At 53.9% G+C, this 23,393-nt stretch carries 26 protein-coding genes and 1 tRNA gene; 7 read left to right on the forward strand and 20 right to left on the reverse strand.

Annotation, left to right across the window (positions count from 1 at the left end; all coding sequences use genetic code 11):
- Nucleotides 1-45: 45 nt before the first annotated feature.
- The 4 genes from BKP64_RS05160 to metH form a co-directional block, all read right to left on the reverse strand.
- Nucleotides 46-549 (reverse strand): DUF934 domain-containing protein, encoded by a 504-nt coding sequence (locus BKP64_RS05160; RefSeq protein ID WP_070966858.1) that lies wholly within the window; start codon nt 547-549, stop codon nt 46-48.
- The gene (locus BKP64_RS05165) at nt 542-2,194 is read right to left on the reverse strand and encodes a nitrite/sulfite reductase (protein ID WP_070966862.1); all 1,653 of its coding nucleotides are present in this window, start codon (nt 2,192-2,194) and stop codon (nt 542-544) included. The genes BKP64_RS05160 and BKP64_RS05165 overlap by 8 nt, the downstream gene beginning before the upstream one ends.
- Nucleotides 2,195-2,585: 391 nt before the next feature.
- Nucleotides 2,586-2,822 (reverse strand): DUF2970 domain-containing protein, encoded by a 237-nt coding sequence (locus tag BKP64_RS05170; protein ID WP_070966866.1) that lies wholly within the window; start codon nt 2,820-2,822, stop codon nt 2,586-2,588.
- Between the two features lie 41 nt (nt 2,823-2,863).
- On the reverse strand, nt 2,864-6,562 hold the full coding sequence (metH, locus tag BKP64_RS05175) for a methionine synthase (RefSeq protein WP_070966868.1): 3,699 nt from the start codon (nt 6,560-6,562) through the stop codon (nt 2,864-2,866).
- Between the two features lie 246 nt (nt 6,563-6,808).
- Here metH and nfuA point away from each other — a divergent pair, with 246 nt between their 5' ends.
- The 3 genes from nfuA (at nt 6,809) to BKP64_RS05190 (ending at nt 9,242) form a co-directional block, all read left to right on the forward strand.
- Nucleotides 6,809-7,396, forward strand: a complete 588-nt coding sequence (nfuA, locus tag BKP64_RS05180) for a Fe-S biogenesis protein NfuA (protein WP_070966871.1) — start codon at nt 6,809-6,811, stop codon at nt 7,394-7,396.
- A 238-nt stretch (nt 7,397-7,634) separates the two neighbouring features.
- Nucleotides 7,635-8,834 carry a DUF445 domain-containing protein gene (locus tag BKP64_RS05185; protein WP_198402647.1) on the forward strand — a complete coding sequence of 400 codons (1,200 nt, stop codon included), beginning with the start codon at nt 7,635-7,637 and terminating at the stop codon, nt 8,832-8,834.
- Nucleotides 8,835-8,879: 45 nt separating this feature from the next.
- A complete protein-coding gene (locus BKP64_RS05190; protein WP_070966874.1) occupies nt 8,880-9,242 on the forward strand; it encodes a hypothetical protein in 363 nt (120 codons plus the stop codon).
- Nucleotides 9,243-9,245: 3 nt separating this feature from the next.
- On the opposite strand, the gene BKP64_RS05195 is transcribed toward BKP64_RS05190, so the two are convergent.
- The 5 genes from BKP64_RS05195 to BKP64_RS05215 form a co-directional block, all read right to left on the reverse strand.
- Nucleotides 9,246-9,572 carry a TusE/DsrC/DsvC family sulfur relay protein gene (locus BKP64_RS05195; RefSeq protein WP_070966876.1) on the reverse strand — a complete coding sequence of 109 codons (327 nt, stop codon included), beginning with the start codon at nt 9,570-9,572 and terminating at the stop codon, nt 9,246-9,248.
- Between the two features lie 3 nt (nt 9,573-9,575).
- Complete coding sequence (gene tusB / locus BKP64_RS05200; RefSeq protein ID WP_070966881.1) at nt 9,576-9,857, reverse strand: sulfurtransferase complex subunit TusB; 282 nt, start codon at nt 9,855-9,857, stop codon at nt 9,576-9,578.
- Nucleotides 9,858-9,893: 36 nt separating this feature from the next.
- A complete protein-coding gene (locus BKP64_RS05205) occupies nt 9,894-10,244 on the reverse strand; it encodes a DsrE family protein (RefSeq protein ID WP_070966883.1) in 351 nt (116 codons plus the stop codon).
- Nucleotide 10,245: 1 nt separating this feature from the next.
- Nucleotides 10,246-10,662, reverse strand: a complete 417-nt coding sequence (gene tusD / locus BKP64_RS05210; RefSeq protein ID WP_070966886.1) for a sulfurtransferase complex subunit TusD — start codon at nt 10,660-10,662, stop codon at nt 10,246-10,248.
- Between the two features lie 92 nt (nt 10,663-10,754).
- Entirely contained in the window at nt 10,755-11,474 is a 720-nt protein-coding gene (locus tag BKP64_RS05215) for a Bax inhibitor-1/YccA family protein (protein WP_070966888.1), read from the reverse strand.
- Nucleotides 11,475-11,726: 252 nt separating this feature from the next.
- Here BKP64_RS05215 and BKP64_RS05220 point away from each other — a divergent pair.
- Both BKP64_RS05220 and BKP64_RS05225 read left to right on the forward strand, forming a co-directional pair.
- Nucleotides 11,727-11,817, forward strand: a tRNA-Ser gene (locus BKP64_RS05220).
- 213 nt (nt 11,818-12,030) lie between these two features.
- The gene (locus tag BKP64_RS05225) at nt 12,031-13,161 is read left to right on the forward strand and encodes a histone deacetylase family protein (RefSeq protein ID WP_083329155.1); all 1,131 of its coding nucleotides are present in this window, start codon (nt 12,031-12,033) and stop codon (nt 13,159-13,161) included.
- Nucleotides 13,162-13,170: 9 nt separating this feature from the next.
- Here the strand turns inward: BKP64_RS05225 and BKP64_RS05230 are convergent, their stop codons facing one another.
- Nucleotides 13,171-14,478 (reverse strand): ATP-grasp domain-containing protein, encoded by a 1,308-nt coding sequence (locus BKP64_RS05230; protein ID WP_070966897.1) that lies wholly within the window; start codon nt 14,476-14,478, stop codon nt 13,171-13,173.
- A gap of 389 nt (nt 14,479-14,867) precedes the next feature.
- On the opposite strand from BKP64_RS05230, the gene BKP64_RS19020 reads away from it, so the two are divergent.
- Nucleotides 14,868-15,074: a hypothetical protein gene (locus BKP64_RS19020; RefSeq protein ID WP_083329156.1), complete on the forward strand. Its 207-nt coding sequence runs from the start codon at nt 14,868-14,870 to the stop codon at nt 15,072-15,074.
- A 58-nt stretch (nt 15,075-15,132) separates the two neighbouring features.
- Here BKP64_RS19020 and hemH read toward each other — a convergent pair whose 3' ends face one another.
- The 4 genes from hemH to BKP64_RS05250 all read right to left on the reverse strand — a co-directional run bounded on the left by hemH (nt 15,133) and on the right by BKP64_RS05250 (nt 17,674).
- On the reverse strand, nt 15,133-16,242 hold the full coding sequence (hemH, locus tag BKP64_RS05235; protein ID WP_070966900.1) for a ferrochelatase: 1,110 nt from the start codon (nt 16,240-16,242) through the stop codon (nt 15,133-15,135).
- Nucleotides 16,243-16,278: 36 nt separating this feature from the next.
- Nucleotides 16,279-16,710, reverse strand: a complete 432-nt coding sequence (locus BKP64_RS05240; protein ID WP_070973569.1) for a protein tyrosine phosphatase family protein — start codon at nt 16,708-16,710, stop codon at nt 16,279-16,281.
- A 96-nt stretch (nt 16,711-16,806) separates the two neighbouring features.
- Nucleotides 16,807-17,232 (reverse strand): YeeE/YedE family protein, encoded by a 426-nt coding sequence (locus BKP64_RS05245; RefSeq protein WP_070966902.1) that lies wholly within the window; start codon nt 17,230-17,232, stop codon nt 16,807-16,809.
- A 4-nt stretch (nt 17,233-17,236) separates the two neighbouring features.
- Entirely contained in the window at nt 17,237-17,674 is a 438-nt protein-coding gene (locus BKP64_RS05250) for a YeeE/YedE family protein (protein ID WP_070966905.1), read from the reverse strand.
- A gap of 349 nt (nt 17,675-18,023) precedes the next feature.
- Between BKP64_RS05250 and BKP64_RS05255 the strand changes: the two genes are divergently transcribed.
- Complete coding sequence (locus tag BKP64_RS05255; RefSeq protein ID WP_070966907.1) at nt 18,024-18,440, forward strand: phasin family protein; 417 nt, start codon at nt 18,024-18,026, stop codon at nt 18,438-18,440.
- A gap of 7 nt (nt 18,441-18,447) precedes the next feature.
- On the opposite strand, the gene BKP64_RS05260 is transcribed toward BKP64_RS05255, so the two are convergent.
- The 6 genes from BKP64_RS05260 to BKP64_RS05285 form a co-directional block, all read right to left on the reverse strand.
- Nucleotides 18,448-19,077, reverse strand: coding sequence for a TetR/AcrR family transcriptional regulator (locus BKP64_RS05260; RefSeq protein ID WP_070966910.1), 630 nt, complete (start codon nt 19,075-19,077; stop codon nt 18,448-18,450).
- Between the two features lie 18 nt (nt 19,078-19,095).
- On the reverse strand, nt 19,096-19,908 hold the full coding sequence (xthA, locus tag BKP64_RS05265; RefSeq protein WP_070966912.1) for an exodeoxyribonuclease III: 813 nt from the start codon (nt 19,906-19,908) through the stop codon (nt 19,096-19,098).
- Nucleotides 19,909-19,984: 76 nt separating this feature from the next.
- Nucleotides 19,985-20,731 carry a hypothetical protein gene (locus BKP64_RS05270; protein ID WP_070966915.1) on the reverse strand — a complete coding sequence of 249 codons (747 nt, stop codon included), beginning with the start codon at nt 20,729-20,731 and terminating at the stop codon, nt 19,985-19,987.
- Nucleotides 20,731-21,249 carry a DUF2878 domain-containing protein gene (locus BKP64_RS05275; protein WP_070966917.1) on the reverse strand — a complete coding sequence of 173 codons (519 nt, stop codon included), beginning with the start codon at nt 21,247-21,249 and terminating at the stop codon, nt 20,731-20,733. The genes BKP64_RS05270 and BKP64_RS05275 overlap by 1 nt, the downstream gene beginning before the upstream one ends.
- Nucleotides 21,246-22,520, reverse strand: a complete 1,275-nt coding sequence (locus BKP64_RS05280; RefSeq protein ID WP_070966919.1) for an SAM-dependent methyltransferase — start codon at nt 22,518-22,520, stop codon at nt 21,246-21,248. The genes BKP64_RS05275 and BKP64_RS05280 overlap by 4 nt, the downstream gene beginning before the upstream one ends.
- Nucleotides 22,508-23,392, reverse strand: a complete 885-nt coding sequence (locus BKP64_RS05285) for a DUF1365 domain-containing protein (RefSeq protein WP_070966922.1) — start codon at nt 23,390-23,392, stop codon at nt 22,508-22,510. The genes BKP64_RS05280 and BKP64_RS05285 overlap by 13 nt, the downstream gene beginning before the upstream one ends.
- Nucleotide 23,393 lies beyond the last annotated feature (1 nt).

A 23,393-nucleotide genomic window follows, 5' to 3' on the forward strand; every position in this document is an offset into this window, starting at 1 on the left:
TAACTGAGTCCGCGCTGTCATACTGCGATGGTGTCTGGCAGAAAATCAGGAAGCCCTGCGCCGGAAAAGCGGGACGTGCGTGTCGGTAGCAGCCTGATAACCCTGGCTGAAAAAGTTCAGACAACGGGCGGCCTTGTTGATGTCCTTATCCGGGCGCAGTGCGTAGGTATCGAACCCGCAGCGTTTCATGAACTGGAGTTGATCCAACAACACGTCACCAACCGCCCGAAGCTCGTTAGCGAAGCCGAAGCGCTCCCGGAGGAGCCGGGCGATACTGTAGCCACGGCCATCACTGAACTTCGGAAAGTTGACCGCGATAACCGGCAATTCATTTACCTTTCCTCCCAGTATTTCTGGCTCGTCATGGCTGTCAAACCATACGCCGATGTCGTCTCGCCCGGTAAAGTGCTCATAACCGGCCAACCAAAGGTCAGCCGGAATCAGGGCAGGCTGGTGCGGGATGTCAAGAGACTCCCCTTCAGCCGGTCGGGCCACGAGAATCCAGTTATCCTGGCGGATGCTGCCATCCCGATAAATAACGTTAGGCATAAACACGCTCCTTAAAGGGGACAATTCCTACGCGACGATATGTGTCGAGGAAGGTCTCTTCCCCGGTGCGTTTGTCGACGTAGACGTCAATGATCTTGGCGACCACGTCAGGCATATCTTCCCGCGCAAAAGAGGGACCCAGTATTTTGCCGATTGAGGCATCATGGTGGGAGGATCCGCCAAGACTGATCTGGTAGAACTCCTCGCCTTTTTTATCCACGCCCAATACTCCGATGTTACCGACGTGATGATGGCCACAGGCGTTCATGCAACCGGAAATATTGAGGTCGATGTCTCCCAGATCATAAAGATAATCCAGGTTATCAAATCTTCGCTGAATAGCTTCTGCTACCGGTATGGATTTGGCGTTGGCCAGGGCGCAGTAATCGCCACCCGGGCAGCAAATTACATCCGTCAGGGTGTTAAGGTTGGCGGTGCCAAAGCCGATTGGAACTATTGTCTGCCAGAGCTCCAGCAGCCGATCTTGCCGAACATCAGCCAGCACCACATTCTGCTGGTGCGTCACACGTATCTCACCAAAACTGAACTCATCGGCCAGGTCGGCAATGTGCTCAAGCTGGCGATCAGTAACATCACCAGGTGGCGTACCAGTCTTTTTCATGGTCAGGGTAACAATGGCATAACCGGGTTTCTTATGGGTGTCCACGTTGTGGGTAAGCCACTGGTCAAATGCCCGGTTTTCGAAACGCTGCTCAGCCAGAAGCTCGGTTGCGTTATCAAGTAAGGCATAATCAGGCTCGGTGAAATAGGCCTGGATGCGTTGGATCGCTTCGGGGGTCAGGCGGGTTGGTGAGTCCTTGATGTGCGCCCACTCAGCTTCAACCTTTTCTGCAAAGCCTTCCGGTGTTAAAGCCTTCACCAGAATCTTGATGCGCGCCTTGAACTTGTTGTCGCGTCGTCCGTAGCGGTTGTAAACCCGAAGCACCGCCTCGAGGTAGGTGAGCAAGTCCAGTTCAGGCAAAAATTCGCGAATCACTGGGCCAACCATCGGTGTGCGGCCAAGGCCGCCTCCGACATGAACCCGGAAACCAAGCGCGCCGGACTCATCCCGAACCAGCTGCAAGCCAATATCATGAACCTGAATAGCTGCCCGGTCGGTTTTCTCCGAGGCATTTACGGCTACTTTGAATTTCCGGGGCAGGAAGGCAAATTCCGGGTGGAAAGTGGACCACTGACGGATAATCTCGCAATAGGGGCGCGGGTCTGCTATTTCGTCTGATTGAGCGCCTGAAAACTGATCCGTTGTAGTGTTGCGGATGCAGTTACCACTGGTCTGATTAGCGTGCATTTCGACTTCAGCCAGTTCCGCGAGAATATCAGGCACATCCTCGAGTGCGGGCCAGTTCAGCTGAACATTCTGGCGGGTGGTGAAGTGCGCATAACCCTTGTCGTAATCTCGGGTAATTCGTGCCAGGCGGCGAAGCTGTTCAGCGCGCATCATGCCGTAGGGCACGGCAATTCTCAGCATTGGGGCAAGACGCTGAACATAGAGGCCATTCTGTAGACGAAGTGGAAGAAACTCCTCCTCAGCCAGCTCGCCGGTCAGAGCACGTTCGGTCTGGTCCCGGAATTGGGCAACCCGCTCGGCGGCGATTTGCCGATCGTGATCGTCGTATACGTACATAATGAAAAGTCCTGCTCTAAAGCGTCGTTGCGGCGTCCCGAAAGCTTATACGGGGCGACCCGAAGGCCGGGTCTTATATCTGGGAGGCAGGATATCACCGTGTTTTTATTCTTAAAATGATTATTTCAAGATATGTTTATCGATTCAGGCGATAAGGCAAAAGGCCTTGGGACTGGACGAATATCAATTTCAAAGCTTTACTTACGAAAGGGCAAGGCCGGACTTGTTAGCGGCCTTGTAACAAAAAGAAAAACCCTTGCAAAAGGTCTAGATAAGGAAAGCCCTATGAAAAAAACCATGCGCTCAGACAGTCAGGCTGATGCAATAGCTGCGGTTCTTCTGGTTGTACTCGCCGTTGCCTTTGCAGTGGTGTGGGTGTCCGGCCAGTAAATTACTGGCCGGCTAGAACCATCTGCACGATAAGGATCAGCCCTATTACAAAGCCGGCCGTGAAAAGTACACCGGCAATAATGTAGGGCCAGGGACTGTGGCTGGAAAAGTCCTCTTCTCGGCGTTTATCTGATTGCACACCGAATGCGCCAGCGAGAATGCTTTGCAGGACCTTCCAAACGCCGGGGCCCTTGGGTTTCCGGTTTTTATTGTTCTCAGTGTCAGAAGCTTCCGTCATAACTCTGCCTGTTGTCCGGTAATGCCGATTAAGCCCGCAGACTACTCCGCCGGGTCATAAGCGAGGCTGGGTGCGAGCCAGCGTTCCGCTTCGGCTTTCGAGATGCCTTTGCGTTCAGCGTAGTCCTCAACCTGATCTGCGCCAATCTTGCCGACCGCAAAGTATTTCGAATCCGGGTGAGCAAAGTACCAGCCGGAAACCGCCGCCGTCGGAAACATGGCAAAGTGCTCTGTGAGCTCAATGCCAGTGGTGCCAGTCGCATCCAGCAGGCTGAACAGGGTGGCTTTTTCCGTGTGGTCCGGACAGGCGGGGTAGCCCGGAGCGGGCCGTATGCCACGATAACGTTCCTTGATCAGATCGTCAGTGCCAAGCTTCTCATTCGGGGCATAGCCCCAGAACTCCTGGCGGACCCGCTCATGCATCCTCTCGGCAAAGGCCTCGGCAAGACGGTCAGCGAGCGCTTTGACCATAATCGCGTTGTAATCGTCGTGCTGATCTTTGAATTCCAGAGAGAACTCTTCGGCGCCCACACCGGTGGTGACCGCAAACCCACCCACGTAATCACAGGGGCCTGAGCCTTCGGGAGCGACAAAGTCAGACAGCGCCATCATGGGTTTACCCGGAGCCTTTTCATCCTGCTGTCGAAGGTGATGAAGAACCGTGAGCTCCTCGGTACGCGACTCATCTTTGTAGACGACAATGTCGTCGCCCCGACGATTGGCTGGCCAGAAGCCTATAACCGCGCGTGCCGTCACCCGTTTTTCGTCAATCATACGGCGGAGGATTGTCTGGGCATCGTCGAATAGATTGCGCGCTGCTTCTCCGCGCTTGGGATCATCAAAGATAGCGGGGTATTTTCCGGAAATGTCCCAGGAAATGAAGAATGGGGTCCAGTCGATGTAATCAGCCAGTTCATTCAGGTCATACTCTTCGAACACCTTGATGCCGGTAAAGGCCGGTTTTGGCGGCTCGTAACTCTCGAACTCTATTTCAGGCGCACGGGCCCTGGCTTCCTTGAGCGAAACGAGTTTGGTGCGGTCGCCCCGGTTTTTGCGGCGTTCGCGGATTTCGTCGTATTCGTTTCGGGCCGCCTCAACCAACGCAGGTTTTGCGGTTTTGCTCAGCAGCTGTGAGGCCACGTTCACGCACCTTGAGGCATCCGAGACATAAAGCGCAATATCATTTTTATATTGTGGCTCGATCTTGACCGCCGTGTGCGCCTTGGATGTGGTCGCACCGCCGATCATGAGCGGGATGTTGAAATCGAGGCGCTGCATCTCTTTGGCGACGTGAACCATCTCATCAAGAGAAGGTGTTATCAGGCCGCTGAGCCCGATGATATCGACGTTTTCCTTGATTGCTGTATCGAGGATCTTGTCGCAGGGCACCATAACGCCCATGTCGATAACCTCGTAGTTGTTGCACTGAAGGACAACGCCAACAATGTTTTTACCGATATCGTGTACATCCCCCTTGACCGTGGCCATCAGGATTTTGCCCTTGGCCTTCTGGTCTTCGGTTTTTTCCGCTTCTATGAACGGAATCAGATGTGCGACCGCCTGCTTCATGACCCGGGCGCTCTTGACCACTTGGGGAAGGAACATCTTGCCATCCCCGAACAGGTCACCGACTACGTTCATGCCGTCCATCAGCGGACCTTCGATGACTTCTATCGGGTGTTCTGCATTGAGCCGGCAAGCTTCCGTATCCTCCAGGATATAGCTGGTAATGCCTTTGACCAGGGCATGTTCGAGCCTTTTTTCCACCGGCCATTCGCGCCAGGCGAGGTCTTCCTCCTGGGTTTTGCCACCTTTACCTTTGAAGCGTTCGGCAATCTCCAGAAGTCGGTCCGTTGAATCATCACGACGGTTCAGAACCACGTCCTCGACCAGTTCCTTCAGCTCCGGGTCAATTTCGTCGTAAATCACCAGTTGGCCGGGGTTTACAATACCCATGTTCATGCCGGCCTTGATGGCGTGATAAAGGAACACGGAATGGATCGCCTCGCGTACCACATCGTTACCACGGAATGAGAAGGAAACGTTACTCACACCGCCCGAAATAGAGGCATGTGGCAGGTTTTCTTTGATCCAGCGGGTCGCATTGATGAAGTCTACAGCGTAGTTATTGTGTTCCTCGATGCCCGTCGCAATGGCAAAGATGTTCGGATCAAAAATAATATCGGCAGGGTTGAAGCCGATGCCTGTCAGAACCTCGTATGAGCGCTTGCAAATCTGGGTCTTGCGCTCGTAGGTGTCTGCCTGGCCCTGTTCGTCGAAGGCCATGACGACAACCGCAGCGCCGTAGCGCATGCAGTCTTTTGCCCGTTTAATAAACTCTTCTTCGCCTTCTTTCAGACTGATGGAGTTCACCACCGGTTTGCCCTGGGTACAGCGTAAACCTGCTTCGATGACTTCCCATTTCGAAGAATCAATCATGATGGGAACGCGGGAAATGTCGGGCTCGGAGGCGACCAGGTTCAGGAATGTAACCATCACCTCCTTGGACTCCAGCATGCCCTCGTCCATGTTGATGTCGATGATCTGAGCGCCGTTTTCCACTTGGTCCCGCGCGACACTCAATGCTTCTTCATACTGCTCTTCCTTGATCAGGCGAAGGAAGCGCTTGGAGCCGGTCACGTTGGTGCGTTCACCGACGTTGATAAAAAGGGTGTTCTCATCGCCGGTGAACGGCTCCAGGCCGGAAAGGCGAAGCGCTTTTTTACGCTCCGGAATCTTGCGGGGAGGGTATTTCGAAACCGCCAGGGCGATGGCTTCGATGTGATCCGGACGGGAACCACAACAGCCGCCAATAATGTTAAGGAAGCCATCTCGGGCGAAGCCTTCAATAATTTCCGCCATTTCCTCGGGTGTCTGGTCATATTCGCCAAACTCGTTTGGCAGGCCGGCGTTCGGGTGGGCGCTGACATAGGTCTCGGCCTTGGTGGCCAGCTCCTCAACATATGGGCGCAGAGCGTCTGCACCAAGGGCGCAGTTCAGGCCGACGGAAATCGGCTTGGCATGAGCAATGGAGTTCCAGAAAGCCTCTGTTGTCTGACCAGACAGGGTTCGCCCCGAGGCATCGGTGATGGTTCCGGAAACCATGATCGGAAGCTCAACGCCGCTGTCTTCGAAATACTGTTGTGTGGCGTAAATGGCCGCCTTGGCATTCAGGGTGTCAAAGACAGTTTCAATCAGGATAAGGTCGCATCCGCCTTCCACCAGGCCTTCTACCGCTTCATAGTAGTTGTCGACGAGAGTCTGGAAGTCGACGTTCCGGTAACCGGGATTGTTAACGTCCGGAGAAATAGAGGCTGTTCGGGAGGTCGGCCCGACAGCGCCCGCGACGAACCTTGGTTTGTTCGGGTTCCTGGCGGTGAAATCATCGGCAATATCTCGGGCCAGCTTGGCTGCTGCGACATTCAGCTCTTTCGCGATTGACTCCAGTCCGTAATCGGCCTGTGACAGGCGAGTGGAGTTGAATGTATTGGTTTCGATGATATCCGCGCCCGCATCCAGATAGTCCGCATGAATATTGCGGAGGAGTGCCGGTTGCGTGAGGTTGAGCAAATCATTGTTGCCCTGAACTTCGCGTTCGTAGTCCGCAAATCGATCGCCACGGAATGCCTGTTCATCCAGCTTCAGGTTCTGGATCATGGTGCCCATGCCACCATCAAGAATAACAATGCGCTCCTGCAGAGCCTTGTGGAGCTGATCCAGACGGGTGTTGCGATCGGTCATATCAATAACTTCCGGAAGTCGTTTGTAACGTCGTATTAAAGGTCAATGGCGCGGGATCATAGCAAAAATGTGCCAGCCCGTCTTAGTACCAATGACCATTATCAAGTGCGTGATTCAAGGCCATGTCGTCCGAGGGCCTGATACGTGAAAATCATTATGCTGTTAAAGCCCGACTATTTTACTTGGTCTTTCATGTTCAGGCGAACTCCCTTAAAATAACTACAAACTTTCAAACGGGTTGAAAACATGGCATTGGTTACTGTGACAGATCCCGCACGGGATTATCTTGCACAACTTATCGAAAAGCAGGACGTTGAGGGCATGGGCGTACGCATTTTCGTCACCCAGCCCGGTACAAAGAACGCCGAAACCTGTTTGGCCTATTGCCCGCCCAACGAAGTTGTTCCCACGGATGAGCAGCTGGACATGGGCAAATTCACCTTATTTCTGGACCACAATTCTGTACCTTTCCTCGAGGAAGCGTACGTGGACTACTCGAAAGACCAGATGGGTGGCCAGCTCACAATCAAGGCACCAAACGCCAAAGTTCCAAAGATTGACGATGATGCGCCGTTGCCGGATCGGGTTAACTATATTCTGGCTTCGGAGATCAACCCGAACCTCGCGGCGCACGGTGGCGAGGTATCCCTCGTTGAGATTGTGGATGAATCCGTTGCCGTTCTCCGATTCGGTGGTGGTTGTCAGGGGTGCTCGGCAGTCAGTCTCACGCTCAAGCAGGGTGTCGAGTCAACTCTGAAAGAGCGAGTGCCGGAGATCTCGGCCGTTCGTGATGTTACTGACCACACGAACACGGAAAACGCCTACTACCAGTAATACAGTTCCCGGTGACGCGTCGTCTGGCTGACGGCGCGTGACTGCATCTGAACTACCTGCAATCCCGCAATCTGCCGCAGTACCTTCCGGATTATGGCTGCACGGCCAATGTCGTGAAGTTTCAACTGATCCATCATTGGTCAAATACACAAAGACAGCATGCAGGTATTATCCTGTCTGACAACCAGTGGTATTTTTACCGGCTTCAGCGGTCTTCTATCTAATCCGGGGTTTCACCTTGTTCGACGTAGCATTTCTGTCTGTGCCCATTATGGCGGCCGGCGTTGGATGGTTTACCAACTGGCTCGCTATCCAGATGTCCTTTTACCCCGTTCAGTTCATAGGGATTGGCATTATTGGCTGGCAGGGAGTGATACCCCGGAAAGCCGAGAAAATGGCCCATATCTGTATTGACCGGACCTTACAGCACTTCGGCGATCTGAACGCTGTCTATCGGAAACTCGAGCCTCAGAAGATTGTCGAGCAGGTTATTTCCCAGGTAACCCCCAGGCTGGACGAGTACATTGATGAAGTAATGTATGAGATTCAGCCCGTACTCTGGGATAACCTGCCGCTCTTTGTGAAAAGCAGGATATACCAGTGGGCGAGGGACCAACTGCCATCACGCGTTGAGGAGTTGGTAGACGACTTCGGTGACGACCTTGACGACCTGGTCGATCTGAAAGCTTTGTTGAGCCGCGAGCTGGAGCATCACCCGGATCTGATGAACCGTATTTTTAAGCAGGCCGGCGCGGTAGAGCTGAAGTCGGTTATCAATCGGGGTGCCATTGTCGGAGGAATTCTGGGTGCATTGTTGGCACCGTTATGGAGCCAGTATCCTGAGCCCTGGCTGCTTCCGGCGGGTGGCTTTATGATTGGATTTATCACTAACTGGATTGCCATTAACCTCATTTTTTCGCCCGTAAGGCCAAGACAAGTAATGTTCTGGAAGGTCCAGGGGTTGTTCCTGCGCAGGCAGCCTGAAATCAGTGATGTGTGGGCGAGGCTCGTTGCGGAAGAACTGATTACCGTTGAAAAAGTCGCCGATGCAATGGTCAATGGCCGTCACGGGGACAGGACCCGCGCCATTATCCAAAAACATTTGCGGCCTTTGCTGGATAATTCCGTTGTTATGAAGCTGACGGCGCAAGTGACCGTTGGCATGACAGGTTACACCGAACTCAAAAAGGCGATGAACCAGAAAGCGGTCCTGGCCACACGGGACGTATTCAGCGATCCCGCTTTCAACCGGGAGCGCGCGCCGGTGGTTGCCGAGGTACTTTCCGGGCAGATGAAAGCGCTCGGCCCCCGGGAATTCCAGGATATCCTCCGGCCGGCTTTTCGGGAAGAGGAGGTCCAGTTGATGTTCGTGGGCGGCATTTTTGGTGCCATGGCCGGAGCCATTCAGTTTTTCGTGTTGGCTGGCCCGGCGTTTTGATTAATGATGCATGTCCGTCCCTGGGTCGGACAGAGGAGGCAATGTATGCCAGCATGGGAATTAGTTGCGACACAGGTTCTGGTGACAGTGGGCACTGTCAGCTTGGTGCTCTGGAGCTTCTGGAAGTGGGTTGTTCGTCCCTATCTTGATCGCAAGGTGGCCGAGCTTGTCGCAGCTGCACAGGAAATCGAGCCAGCGGTCACGCGAGGTGTTAGAAAGGGGGTTTCTGAAACACTACGGGACCTGCCTGAAAGTGCATTGGATGGTGCTGTCAAGGAATCCACGCGCCAGGTTCGCAAATTTGGGGCGGGGCTTTTTGAAAACGGCCTTAGCAGTTTTCTGGGAAATGCCTCTGATGTTAAAAGAAAGTCTCCGGGCGTGCATGGAGGAAGTAAGCCGCCCGAATGATGGTCAGAGGCAGTTTGTTGGCCGAGGGAGCCCGGCGATCCGGCACGCAGTTTTGGCCGGCGTACCCGGAAAGAGCTGCATCAGATAGATGCTATTGCCTTTTTCTTCGCCCATAGCCTCTTTGACTGCTTTGACAAAAAGCCGGTTCGAAGGCGGAGATATTTCATGTTTTACGTAAAAATCTCTCAGCAATCCGATGATTTCCCAATGTTGTTCGCTTAGCGCCAGGTTATCTTCCGCGGCGATCCGTTCTGCTATAGACGGGCTCCACGCCCAGGCGTCCTCCAGGAAGCCCTCGCTATTTCGTTCGGGATGTTCGATTTCGGTCATAACTTACCAACTGATTACCTGTTGTGCCTGCAATGTAAGAGCCACCATCTCCTCATAGCCAATCAGGGAAACCGCTGTCTGGCCTTGGTCCATTCCCCGGGCGGATACATCCGCGCCAAGCGCATACACCTGGTCGGTCTTCATTATATCGCTGACCGTAAGTGCAAGCGTCCCGTTTTCGGTTAACAGCAAGGCATCATCAGCGCCCAGCATGCTCTGGCACACCTCAAAGCGTGGGTGACCTGGGGGCTTATTGAGGATGTGCAGTGTATGGAACGTTTTCATAGCCTGGAATCCGTATGTCTGCCACTCGAATGATCGTTAGCCGGAAAAAGCAGCCGCCGCATAGTTAGCCAGAAGATCCGCATTGACCGTTGCCAGGGCAACGCCTTGAGGCAAATCCCCGGCATTGAGGCCATAGCGCACGCATGACGCACGATCCGCCAGAATGGCCTCAATGCCAAACACCGGCGCTGCCGAAAGGTTTTTTTCAACCGACTTTTGCTGAATGGCCGACGCATCCTGCCCCTGGCGCAGCCAGTTAACGCCAGCACCTGTAAAGAGGAGCGTGATGGGCTGGTCAAAGGCTGCCATTGAAAATGCCATGTCGAGCGCTTCACGGCCCGCCCAGGTGCCATAGGGAGCCTGATCAACGATTAGCAGCATAGTCATATCAGTTGCCTGCGTGAAAATAGAGTGTTCTTGAGGATTTGATATTGCCCTCTACCCATTCGCCGAGTCCGGCCAGAACGAACGGAGGCAGGAGATTGGCGGCGGCGAGTTCATAACGCTGTTTTTCGCTCTCGTCGACTAACCCACGGCGTAATGCGGACGCAATACAGGCGATACCAGGCACTGCATGCTCCTCAAGGAACCCGCTCCAGGCTCTTGGCCAATGGGTCTCATCTGAAGGAGGTGCGACCAGTGCGGAGGCCAGGTAAACACCATCGCCATAAAGAAATACCCGGTCAATTCTGTGGCCTTGTTCAAGCGCAGCCTTGGCAAACGCCAGGGCGGTCTGAGGGGCCTGGGAAGAGTAAGGAGCGCCAGTAATAACAAGGGTAAACGATTCTGCTTTCAAGTCGGTCATGGCGTTCTGTCTTGCAGGAAAGGTTTTCAGTTTACAGAAAGCAAAAGCCCCGGCAAGAGCCGGGGCTTATTGGAGCCAATGTTACCTGACAATCAATCGTTACCGCTGAACGCGGAAATCAGGTGGAGCAGGGCGAGGAACAGGTTGTAGATGTTCAGGTACAGACCCGTAGTTGCCATGATGTAGTTTTGCTCACCGCCATTAATGATGCGACTTGTGTCGTACAGGATAAAACCTGACATCAGGAATACGATGGCAGCACTGATGGCCAGGCTGAACGCAGTGATTTCCACACCGAACATGCTGGCGACCATAGCTCCGACAGCAGCTATGAGCACAACAACGAGACCCGCGACCAGCATGCCGCGCATAAAGCTGAAGTCTTTCTTGGTGGTCAGCACGTAGCCGGACAGGGCAAAGAAAACCAGCGCGGTTCCCCCGAGTGCCTGCATGACAATCTGACTGCCATTAGAAAATTGCAGATAATAGTTCAATGTGGGCCCGAGAGATAACCCGAGAAGGCCGGTAAACGCGAACACCACACCAATGCCGGCACTGCTGTTGGCTGTCCGCGGCAACACGAACCAGACCAGTCCCAGTGCGCCAAGGCTGCAAATCAGGCTGGCACCACGGCCAAGGCCAATGGACATAGACACTGCAGCCATGACTGTGCTGAAGAGCAGGGTCATTGCCAGCAGTGTGTAGGTGTTTTTAAGAACCTTGGAAGCTTCCGGGCTGATTGCGGCCGTTGCGGAGCCGCGGGCAATCATGTTTCCCCGGTTTTGCTGGTAACTATACTCTCGCTTTTCCATCTTTCTCTCCGTTGGGTTCCTGCTTTAATCGCGGAACAGCCTCGAACTGTAAATTAAACAGATTAAGGAATCTACGTCTGATGATAGTGCCACTTTCCGCAGTTTCAACCATTTACGACCAGAACCTGCTCTTTGGATTCCATTAAATAGAGTTAATGTTTAAAAAAGGGGCGGGTTTTATGCAGAGCGTTGACAGCACAAGCAATTCCGGTATCATGCACACCGCTGTCGCAATGGCAGCAATGGAAAAACGGTGGGCTGGCAGAGTGGCTGAATGCAGCGGTCTTGAAAACCGCCGAAGGTTAGTAGCCTTCCCGGGGTTCGAATCCCTGGCCCACCGCCATTTTTCCATAAACTCACTATCCTATGTCTCCCTCTGAAAGCTTACCTGCGCTGGTGTTTTGGGCCTGCCAGGTTTCATGTTCATTGGTTTCTGCACTAGACTCTGTGATGTCCTGCGCTCGCAATTTCGGCTCTGTGTTGGTATGTGCCCATTTCGGCATAATCCACGCTGTCGAGATTAGCAGGCTGAAACATATTGTCTCGGATGACAGCTATGCCAGCGACCGTATTGATCTATTACGACTTCCGTATGCTCGGTCACAATCCACACGGCTGGGATCCTGAGCGTCCCGAATGGACTGACGCTGTCAAGGCGATGATTAAGCTGCAGTATCCCAATGCAAATCTGGACACCTATAGCCACCCCGAACGTCCGGAGCGCCTGACAGCGATCGTTGATCGGCTGCTGCTCGAGCCCATCGAGGGCGTGCGCTGGATGCTGCCGGCCCCAGCCGGCACCGCTCAGCTCGAACGGGCACATGATGCAGCCTATGTGGCCCATATTGAGTCGCTGGATGGTCAATCCGGTTGGCTGTCTCAAGACACGACCGCAGTATCACCGGGAAGCGTGATAGCGGCCCGCCTGGCGGCCGGCTCCGGAATCAGCGCGATCGAAGCAATCGCCGCCGGTGAAGCCGAGCGAGCGTTCTGTATTGTGCGTCCGCCCGGGCACCACGCTCCCGCAGATCGTGCCCGTGGCTTTTGCCTTTATAACAACCTGGCGGTCGCAGCGGCGCATGCTCGCAAAGCCCTCGGCTATGAACGAGTCATGATCTGGGACCTGGACATGCATCACGGCAACGGCACCCAGGCCATTTTCTATGACGATCCTGGCGTGCTGGTGGTCGATAGCCACTGCGCGGCACCGTTCTACCCGGGCAGCGGCCTGTTGGATGAAACCGGAGCTGGACCGGGCCTTGGTTACCATCTCAACGTCCCACTGCCCATGGGTTTTGGCAACGCCGCGCTACTGAAGGTGTTCGAACAGGTGGTGAGGCCGGCAGCATGTGCATTCCGGCCCGATATTCTGCTGGTATCCACTGGTTTCGATTGCCATTACCTCGACATGGTTTGCAACATGAATGAAACCGGGTATGCCGCCGTCACCCAGCGCATGAGCAACCTGGCCGACGAACTTTGTGAGGGGCGCCTGGTACTGATGCTGGAAGGCGGCTACAGCGCCAAGGCTTTGGCTGACAGCGCCTACGCTGTCAGCGAGGCGCTGGCGGGAAAACCGGTGAATACATTCAATGTCCTGGCAGACGACCCCGGTTGCGCGGCCGCGTCCGATGCAGCGGCGTTCCATGCCAGCTCTATCGCCGCGCTAAAGAACCAGACGCACTGAACAGCGCCTCTAAACGTAGAAGTCCAGATCTTCCTGGGCTTTCAGGAGGTCCCGCATCTTGATGGGGTCGTCACCGAAGAAGAAGATCAGGCCCCAATGAGTGCCATAGGCTAACCGTTCAGGAACTATCTCTTCTTTAGGCGCGATCAATTCGTGAGACTCGAAGTAGGGGTGTTCAACCGTTTCCTTGGGCATTTCCAGCCTGCTGATTACACGACGTCTTGGATATACGCCGAAGCACCCTGCGTAGCCCTTCGCGTCAACCACCTCGCGGGGGAAGAAGCTATCTACCTCCTCTTTGGTGGTTTTAGGATCAAACACCAACATAGAAGCCTGGTACGCACTAAATCCATAAGCTCTCTCAATAAGTTCAAAAGCCTTGAACCCAGGCGGACGATATGCAACTTCCCCAAAATACATTTCGCCGTCAGCCGTAACGAAGTACTCGGGATGGATAAACCCGAATTTGATGTCGAAGGTTTTGATCAACAGTTCGATCTGCTTGGTGATCGCGTTGCGCCAGCTCTCGAGCTCATTGGTAGCGGGGACGAATACCGAGTAGCCCAGCGTGACGTATTCGGAAATATTAAGGAACTTGATTTTCCCGTCGTGGATCCAGGCCTCGACAGCAAACTCCCAGCCACTCAGGTGACTCTCCATCAACAGGGGATACTCTTCCGGCGGAATGGCGTCAATGTCTTCTATCTTGCGAATCATTCGATGGCCGAGACAACCGGCTTTGTCGAAGGCCTTGACGTGAATCGGGTCGTCAGGGTCACCCTCAAGGTGCAAGAGTGTCTGATTGACGCGCCTCATGAAGCGGACAATGTCGTCTTTTTCATACGCCTCCTCGAAGATCCCGACGCGAATACCGCCAAGTTGTGCGCGGCGCTTCATCAGGGCTTTGTCACGAAACAAAATAGACTGGCCGTACATATGAGGTTCGTTAAACAGGACTGAGTTGATCGCCCCTGACCACTCGACGGTTTCCTCGAAGAGAGGTAGCGCTACATCAACGCCTTCCGCTTTTAGCCTTTCTGCAATCTCCATGGACCGGTCATTCAGGCGGGTAAAATCCCATGGAATGAAAGGTATCTTGTTTGCGGTGCAGAAATCCGCAGCCCAATCGGGAGCGACCACAATATAGCGACGGTCGAACTTCTGCGCGGCCTTGACCGCATTTAAGCTCCAGCCAAGCAGGGCGATGTAGCCTTTGTTCGGATCCTTGGGCGTTTCCGTCCCACGTACAGAGTCCAATGTTGGATCGAGCCAGGATGATACGTCGTTGGGTAATTGAGTTTCTGACGTTATCGACATATTAGCTTCTCCTTGCTGGTTAACTCAGAACTAAGCCTACAATGAAGCGCACCAAGTGCGCGGAACTGTTAAGCAGGGCAGTTCTCATCGGGCAGATTCTGCGGCCCCGTGCATTCCAATTTTCAACATAAGATTTAACCGGTCTGGTTACAAGCTGAAACGCGGGCACCGGAACGCGGCAGCTCTTCGCAAAATAGACCTCACATAACGAGATCTGAATTTAATTTCATTAACTGGCGTTTGTTGGTGCGGCAGCGCTCTGTGAAGGGAAGGGCTAAAATCGGATGTGCAACTAAAACAGGGATGTTTACACTCACCCAGTGTTATTGCCTATTTGGTTTGTGGTTATGCCGCCCCCATAATGTCTGTGATACATGAGGGAGGTCTCTATGTCTGACCGTAAATTGGTTAAAGAAACAGATGAACAGAGCGCCGTGCGCGAGAATCGAAAATACTCGGTGTCTAGCAATCGGGGACGGGCAAATCACAGGATCCGTTATGCAGAAGCAGGAGGCGCTGCAGTAAATACAGAAGATTGCACGCTTTGCCAGTCAGTCCCGGATCTTTCAGGTCCAGTGGAAGGCAGTAAAGCCTGAGCTGACAGTGATGGTTAGCTCAGGCTTGTGACTGCAAGCGGTTTTCGATGGCTACCGTCTAGATATCACGGCCGGGATAGGTGGCTTCTTTTCGCTCATCTGCCCGCTTTAGGCGATCAGCAAGTTCCTCGGGCTCATTTTTTGGCACCTGCCACCCTTGAAGGTTTTCTTCGATGAGCTTTACCAGAGCATCGATATGTCCGGGTGTAGCGTTAAGCGCCGGAATATAACTGAACGCCTGTCCGCCTGACTCCATGAAGTACTCGCGGTTTTCCTCGTTTATCTCCTCAATGGTCTCAAGACAATCCGATGAAAAACCGGGGCAAAACGCATCTACCGATTTTACGCCTTTGCCAGGCAGGGACTTGAGAGTCTCGTCCGTATAAGGTTTTAACCACTCCTCTTTTCCAAATCTTGACTGGAATGTCGTGAGGTAGTCTTCTTTTCCGAGACCGAGCCGCTCAGCGAGAAGACGAGAGGTCTTGTGGCATTCGCAATGGTAGGGGTCCCCTTTCATCAAGTACTTCAGGGGCACACCATGGTAAGACAGAATAAGTTTTTCATTGCGCCCGTGATTCGCCCAATGCGCCTCAATATGCCTGGCCATTGCCTCTATGTACGGAGGAAAGTCAGGATAATGGGATACAAAGCGGAAATCTGGCAGCCAGCGTCGCTTGCTGAAGTCCTTTGCGACCGCATCAAAGGTCGAGGCTGATGTGGATGCGGAATACTGGGGGTAGAGCGGGAGCACCAGAAGCTTTCGCACCCCTTGATGCTGCATCTCGTCCAGGACTTTGGCGATGGATGGGTTGCCGTAACGCATCGCAAAACCAACGACTACGTTGGGACCATACTTCTTCTTAAGCGCTTCGCGAATGCCTTCAGCCTGCTTTGCCGTGTGGATCAGCAGCGGCGAGCCCTCCGCCTGCCAGACGCTCGAATAGGCTTTAGCGCTGCGCTTTGGCCGGATGCGTAAAATGATGCCGTGGAGAATCAACCACCATAGGGGGCGGGGTAGCTCTACGACACGGGGGTCCGAGAGAAATTCAGCCAGGTACCGCCGGAGTGCGGACGTTGTGGGTGCATCGGGAGTGCCGAGATTGGTTACCAAAACACCAAGCCGGTCGGCCTGATTATGGCTGAAGTTCTCTGAACCTTTGTACTGCATTCGGTGAATCCTGCTCGTTGATCTTCTTGGTTGTGATCAGTCCTTGTCTTGCGACTGTTGGGCTAACCGGGGCGCGAGCCCGCTGATGTCGTAACCGGCGTTGCGCGCTTTGTCAATAATCTCCCGGGCCGGCATGGAGCGTGCGGCGCTTAGTGCCCAGAGCACCGTGCAGCGGGTGCCAGACCGACAGAAGGCAAGTACGGGTTTTTCCGCGTCACGGATCATCGGTGCGAAATGTTCGACGTCCTGATCCGTGATGTTGCCGGACTCTACCGGCATGTAAACCCAGTCAAGCCCGTTCTCTCGGGCTGCTGCCTCGATATCTGCCATGGCCGGTTGGCCATATTCTTCCTGGTCAGGGCGGTTGGCAACCAGCGTTTTAAAGCCGAGCCGGGCTGCCTCGGCAACGTCTTCGACAGAGATCTGTGGTGCTACCGAAATTGTGTCATCGATTGTTCTGATATCCATTGGAATTGCCTCCGCAGCGGGTAATAGAACTGCCGGCATGATCGCACAGCTCCTGCTGCGTGTCAGACCGGCGGGGAAATAACTTGCCAGAATCGATCAGGCCTTTGCGGACCTGCGCTCTAGCACTTCGAAAATGAGCATGCCTGCCACCATGGCTGCGACGAAAACCATAGCTTTGGTTTCCCCCGCGCCAAGTGCGACTAATGCTGGCCCAGGGCAGAATCCGGCGATGCCCCAGCCAACGCCAAAGGTGAGGCCGCCGATGACCAGGCGCTTATCAATGTGGGTGTGACCGGGCACCTTCATGTTGAAGCCAAGAAACGACAGTGTCCGTCTGCGGGCAACGGCGAAGGCTCCGAGGCCCACGAGAATGGCGCCTCCCATGACGAACGCCAGGGAAGGGTCCCAGAGTCCTGCAAGGTCAAGAAAACCAAGTACCTTTTCGGGGTTGGACATGCCGGAAACAATAAGCCCGAGACCAAAGATCAAGCCAGAGATGAAGGATGCTAAAGAGTATTTCATGGCATCACGCTCCCAGCAGGTGGCGGATAACAAAGACAGTGACGAATCCCGCGACCATAAAGCTGAGTGTTGCAGCAAGAGATCGCAGGGAAAGCCGAGAAAGGCCGCACACGCCGTGCCCACTGGTGCAGCCCGAGCCATAACGGGTGCCTACCCCTACAAGCAGGCCGGCAATAATCAACGTCGGGTAGTTGGCATTGATTTCAATAGGTGGCATTTCCGCGGCGAGGAGCCAGGCGATCGGTGCACCTATCAGGCCAATCAAAAAGGCGACCCGCCAAGCAATATCGCCACGGGCTGGCACCAGTAAGGCGCCAAGTATACCGCTGATGCCAGCAACGCGGCCGTTCAGAAGCAAAAAACTGGCGGCGGCAAGCCCAATCAGAATACCGCCCACCAGAGCAGACCAGGGAGTAAAGTTACTCCAGGCAATGTCGATCATTCAGTGTCTCCATGATGTTTGTATGTCAATTTTGGAATAAGGATATAATTGAGGGCAATAATAACAAAAAAAGCCCGGCAAAGTGTGCCGGGCAGAGGCGTGCGAGTAGTATCCATGAAAGACTTCCAGACAACCGGCGTCAGCAGGGACACCGGTATAGGGAAGTATTGACTATATTTTGAACACTTCAAGCGAGAACCAGTTTCGTTTGAAAACATTTTTTCATATCGGATGCGTGTTTATACTGCGACCTTTCCTGATGCGGTTTTCAGCCTGACTGAAATCCTCCGCACACTGTAATATACTGGACTATCACAGCAATAGTCCTTCCTGTCCCCGAGGTTGTTACATGTCAGACGAAAACGACAAGAAGCCGGAAAGCGATCCGCAACTGGCGGCAAAAATCAAGGGTTCTGCACGCCAGATCTGGCTTGCCGGCCTTGGGGCATACACCAAAGCAGAAGAAGACACCGGTCGGTTCTTTGATCGCCTGGTCCAGGAGGGCGAGCAACTTGAAAATAAAACTCGCGGTGTGGTTGAAAAACAGATCAAATCTGTCGAGGACCGCGTGGGTGGTGTGCGCGAACGGGCAACCGGTACCTGGGACAAGCTGGAACATCTGTTTGATGAGCGGGTATCCGGTGCACTGAGGCGCCTCGGTATCCATCGTCGCGAGGAAATTGAAGCTCTGGAAAGACGGATAGAGGCCCTCGAAAGTGAACTGGTGCGTCTGCAAGGGCAATCCCGCCGCGACGAAGAGGAATAGTAAGCCTCTACAGGTAATCCCGGCTCATCAGTTTTGCCTCTTCTTGCTCTTCTATTCCCAGAAAGGGGATAACGAGGTGCATCATCTGATAGACACCCTTTCCGGGATCAACCGATTCTCGGTCGTGCAAATGGGAAAGGGTATCAAAACTACTCCAGTAACAGGCGGTTAGCGTCAATTGCTCACAAAGGGACTGAAGTTGTTCCGGTTCGATTTCCATCATGCCCTGGCGGCGGAAACTCTCGCAAATGGTCCGGAAAGCGGTGGTTTTCTTTTTGAGAATGCGCCGAAAACGTGTTTGCAACTGATTATAGCGAGAGAGCACGTTGACTAGATCCTGATAAATAAAACGGTATCGGGAAACGCTCTCAAACAGCATGTGAAGGAAAAAACCTTTCTGATCGAGGCTGATTTCCGCATCCTCCGGCACAGTCAGCAGGTCCAGCATTTCTTCCTCAAACCGTTCGAACAGCTCCTCGACAATATCCCCTTTGCTCTTGAAGTGGTAGTAGAGGTTACCAGGGCTGATATCCAGTTCGTCCGAGATCAGCAGCGTGGTGACATTAGGCTCCCCAACGCTGTTAAATAGCATCAGACTGGTGTTGAGGATGCGGTCGCGGGTTTTGATTTTTGTCATGTCGCGCCCGGCCAAGTCCTAAATTTCGAAGCTCGCCCAGACCGGGCAGTGGTCTGAGGGCCGGTCCATGGCGCGGATATCGTAGGAAACACCAGCTTCTTTTGCCTTTGGCAGGAGGTTATCGCTGGCCATGATCAGGTCTATCCGAAGGCCTCGTCTCGGGTCGCGCTCAAATCCCTTGCTTCGGTAATCAAACCAGCTGAAGGTGTCCGTCTCTTCCGGGTGAAGGTGACGGAAAACGTCGGTGAAGCCGCGTTGTTCAACCTGGCTGAGCCACTCACGCTCTTCAGGCAGAAAGCTGCATTTTCCGGTTCTTAACCAGCGCTTGGCATTGTCGGCGCCAATACCGATGTCCTTGTCGGTCGGGGAGATGTTCATGTCACCCATCACTACAACGTGGCCTCCGTCCTTTTGCAGCTCATCCAGATACTTCATGAGGTCTGCGTAAAACCTTTCCTTGGCCGGAAACTTGACCGGGTGATCGCGGCTCTCGCCTTGGGGGAAATACCCGTTGACCACTGCAAGCTTTTCGCCGTTAACGGTGAAATGGCCGGTGATCAGACGTCGCTGTGAGTCTTCGCCGTCCCAGGGGTAACCCTTGATTACGTTGTCCGGCTCTTTTCGTGATAGCAGTGCAACACCGTAGTGAGTCTTCTGGCCATGGAAGTGGACGTGGTAGCCGAGTTCCCGAATGGCTTCCACCGGAAACTCCTCGTCCCTGACCTTGGTCTCCTGAAGACCGATGAAGTCCGGGTTCAGGTTTTTAATAACGGCTTCGAGTTGATGCAAACGGGTACGAATACTGTTGACGTTGAAAGACACGAACATCATGACTGCTGATTCTCCGGCGTTGGATCCGTCGGGGAGTTTAACACACAGAGCCAGGGGCGCCGCCTGGCTTTGGGAGTCAGTTTGAGGGAGTCAGTTCACATTCTGGCCAGGTATCGACGGAATACCTGATATGGGCCGTGTAATTGCTGTCAGCGCTTTCTCGGATGTTGGTCAGGCCCAGATAGTCTGTGAGTGCGCCGCTACTGTTGTAACCCAGAATGATAGGGTCGACGAGAAATCTCAGAACCATCCCGGTAGGCCGGATCTGGAACACGTAATCCGCACGGATATCGGCGTTCTCCGTCGGTTCAAGAACAAAAGGGTAATGTTCGCCACGGGTCGGCCCGAGAAAACGGAACTCTGTCGTCTGGCCATTAACGAGTTCATTCCAGTGCCTGCGAACCAGGTTGTCGAAGCCGGCATCGACAACAACGTCACTGGAGTAGGGGACATCAAACGTCCGGGTTTCGCCCTGAGGCATTTGCCAGTCTATTACCAGCAAGCCTGGATCGGGATACCTAATGTTCAGGGATTCGCTGAAGTCCGGCTGGCGAAAATCAACGACGGGTCTGAGGACCGAGCCCTGATACTCCAGTGCTTTGCTGGCAAATACCTCGCCCGTTTCGGGCCTGCGATAGTGGATTTGATCCGATTTCGGCTGGAACAGACCATCGATGCATGCACCTTCGGCGCTGTGTATTTCCTGATAAAGGATTTTTCCGTCGGGCGTTTTGGCTGTTCCGCTGAAATTCAGTGTGGCGGCAAGCGCCGGAGCCGCAACAAAGGTGAGCAACGCCACGGAAATCCCGGACACGATGTTCACTATGCAAGCTCCGGGTATAGAGATTTACGAAGATAAAGCAACAGGGGGAATACAACGAACCAGCCGATGGCCAGTGCCAGCAAAGATGGAACGAGCTGAGGCAGGCTGACCGCACCAAGCTGGCTCGCGGACCAGTAGGTGAATGGGCCGGCAACGGGCGCTAAAACGAAAGGCAGCCATCGTTTCCGGCTGATCCAGTTCAGGGAATGGCTCAGGGTGGTCAGAAATATCGCCCAGACGGCGACCAGCCAGGGCGGGGTCAGGAAAACCTCTCCGCTTCCGTCGTCCAGAATACCCGTTCGGAACCACAACAAATCCAGTGCAGCGCCGATCACGGTACCGAGTCCGATGAATTGCAGTTCACTCATCCTGTTCTGGCTGACCAGAACGAAATGCAAAACCAGCAAAAGGGCTACCAGACCGGCCGATGGCAGCCCGGGGTATACAATGCACGTCAGCCAGCCAATCTGAAAAGCAATAAAATTCAGAATGTTGCGGGCAGTTTCTGAAGTGATCATAAACTTAACAGGTTATCGCGCTTGTTACCCGGCTTCGCCAGCATAATCTGGGATACCCCAATTGCCCGCTCAGAGAAACCTGCCTCACAGTAGGCAAAATAGAAATGCCAGAGTCTGCGGAATGATTGGTCGTAGCCAAGAGAATTAAGTTTTTTGGACTGCTCTGTAAAACGTTCACACCAGTCATGAAGCGTGCGGGCGTAGTGGAAACCAATGTCTTCAGCGTGGGTAAGCACCAGATTACTCTGGGTACGAACGGATTCGAGGATGGCACCGAACGACGGGATAAAGCTGCCGGGAAAAATGAACCGCTGAATGAAGTCGACATTTTTTAAAGCGCGGTCGTAGCGTTGCTCGGGCATGTTGATAGCCTGAATCAGTGCCAGTCCGTCTGGCTTCAACAACGCGTTGATCTGGCTGAGATAGCTGTCCAGAAACTGCGGGCCGACTGCTTCGATCATTTCGATCGACACCAATTTGTCAAACTGGCCCTCCAGGTCTCGGTAGTCATCAAATAACAGGGTAATCCTGTCTTCGAGGCCTTCCTGGCAGACCCTGGCCTTTGCGAGGTCCAGCTGTTCTTTTGAAATCGTGGTGGTGGTTACGTGGCAGTTGTAATGTTTAGCCGCATGGATGGCAAAGCCGCCCCAGCCGGTCCCGATTTCTATTACCCGGTCGCCGGGTTGAAGGTCCAGTTTGCGACAAATGGTATCCAGTTTGTGGACAGCCGCCTCACTCAGCGTCGCATCCTCCCGAGGGTAGATGGCAGAGGAGTACATCATCGTCGGATCGAGAAAAAGCTCGAACAGATCGTTGCCAAGATCATAATGGGCGCTGATATTTTTGCGGGAGCCTTCTTTGGTGTTCCGGTTGAGCCAATGCAATCCTTTCAGCGCAGGTTTCGTGACCCAGCTGAACCGATCCTCAAACGCGTTCATGCGGTCGACATTGCGAGTGAAGAACCGAAGCAGTGCAACAAGGTCCGGTGTAGACCAGTCCCCGGCCACGTAGGCTTCAGCGGCACCAACACTGCCCCCGGTCAACAGATCGCGCCAGGTACTGTGATCGTGAATTACCAGTTCGGCCGGCGGATTACTCAAATCCCCATCCCCGAACACAAGATCATCAAAGCCCGATTCACGAACTGTCAAAACACCGTCCCTGAGCCGGCCAAGTTGCTGGGCCACCAGGTTTCTCGCGACACGGCTAAATGCCGATTGGGTGCCGGACTGTCGGTCAGCGGTTTGGACCGAAGTATTCAGGTTCTCCATGAACTTACCCTTCCACGTTTCGTGTTAACGTTTTCTGCCCCGGAGATATCCCGGCCCGAATCATCCGAACCCCGCCGGAAAGCCGGGTCGTCTGCTGGCAGTTTATCCGGGTGCGTGTAAAAGGGAGCACCCTTCAGCTTCAGTTTCAGGGCATGCCAGTAGATTCCGGCAGACACCTTGATTGCTTCCAGGGGAAACTTTCGCAGACTCTTATGTACTTCTTTACGAGTGAGAGGGATGCGATGGACTACCAACGTGGCATCAAAATGCTTTTTGCCTTCTTCCAGCACGTTCATGTGGATTCTCATCTCGTCGCCACGGAAGCTGAAGGTCCACTGATAATGCTGCTCCATCCCGTTGAACGGAGAGACGTGAAACCGTTTGCTGAACTCGAACCGTTCGCTGTGCCATCCGGAATCATTGGCCTCGGCAGCAGTCGTTTCGAGGCAGTACACATGTCGTTCGTGCCAGGGTGTATTGGTGATCTGTGCAACGATGACTCTTGGAACATCACCCTCTTCAGGGATGTCGCCGACGTTGTAGCAGAAGTAAAAACTGACAGGATTAAAAACGTAGCCAAAATATCGCGGGTGAGTCACCAGTTGTATGACTCCGTCTGGACGCCACCCGGTGGCCTCGGCCACGTAATCGCGAAGTGTTGAAGCCAGTTCACCCGCTTCCGGCCGAAAATAGTCCTTGCGCCGCAAGGAGAGCCAGTTGAACCGTTCGAGCGAGAAAAGGGGGCTGATCTCGGTGACCCTGGCCCACTCGTCAACATCGAGAGCGAGCATACCCGTGCGGTACTCGAACTCATGCTGAACAGGGTATTTGCGGCGATGGCGGACGGAGCCCTCCAGCCATTGGCTGTTCATG

The organism is Marinobacter salinus (assembly GCF_001854125.1).
Taxonomy (GTDB): domain Bacteria; phylum Pseudomonadota; class Gammaproteobacteria; order Pseudomonadales; family Oleiphilaceae; genus Marinobacter; species Marinobacter salinus.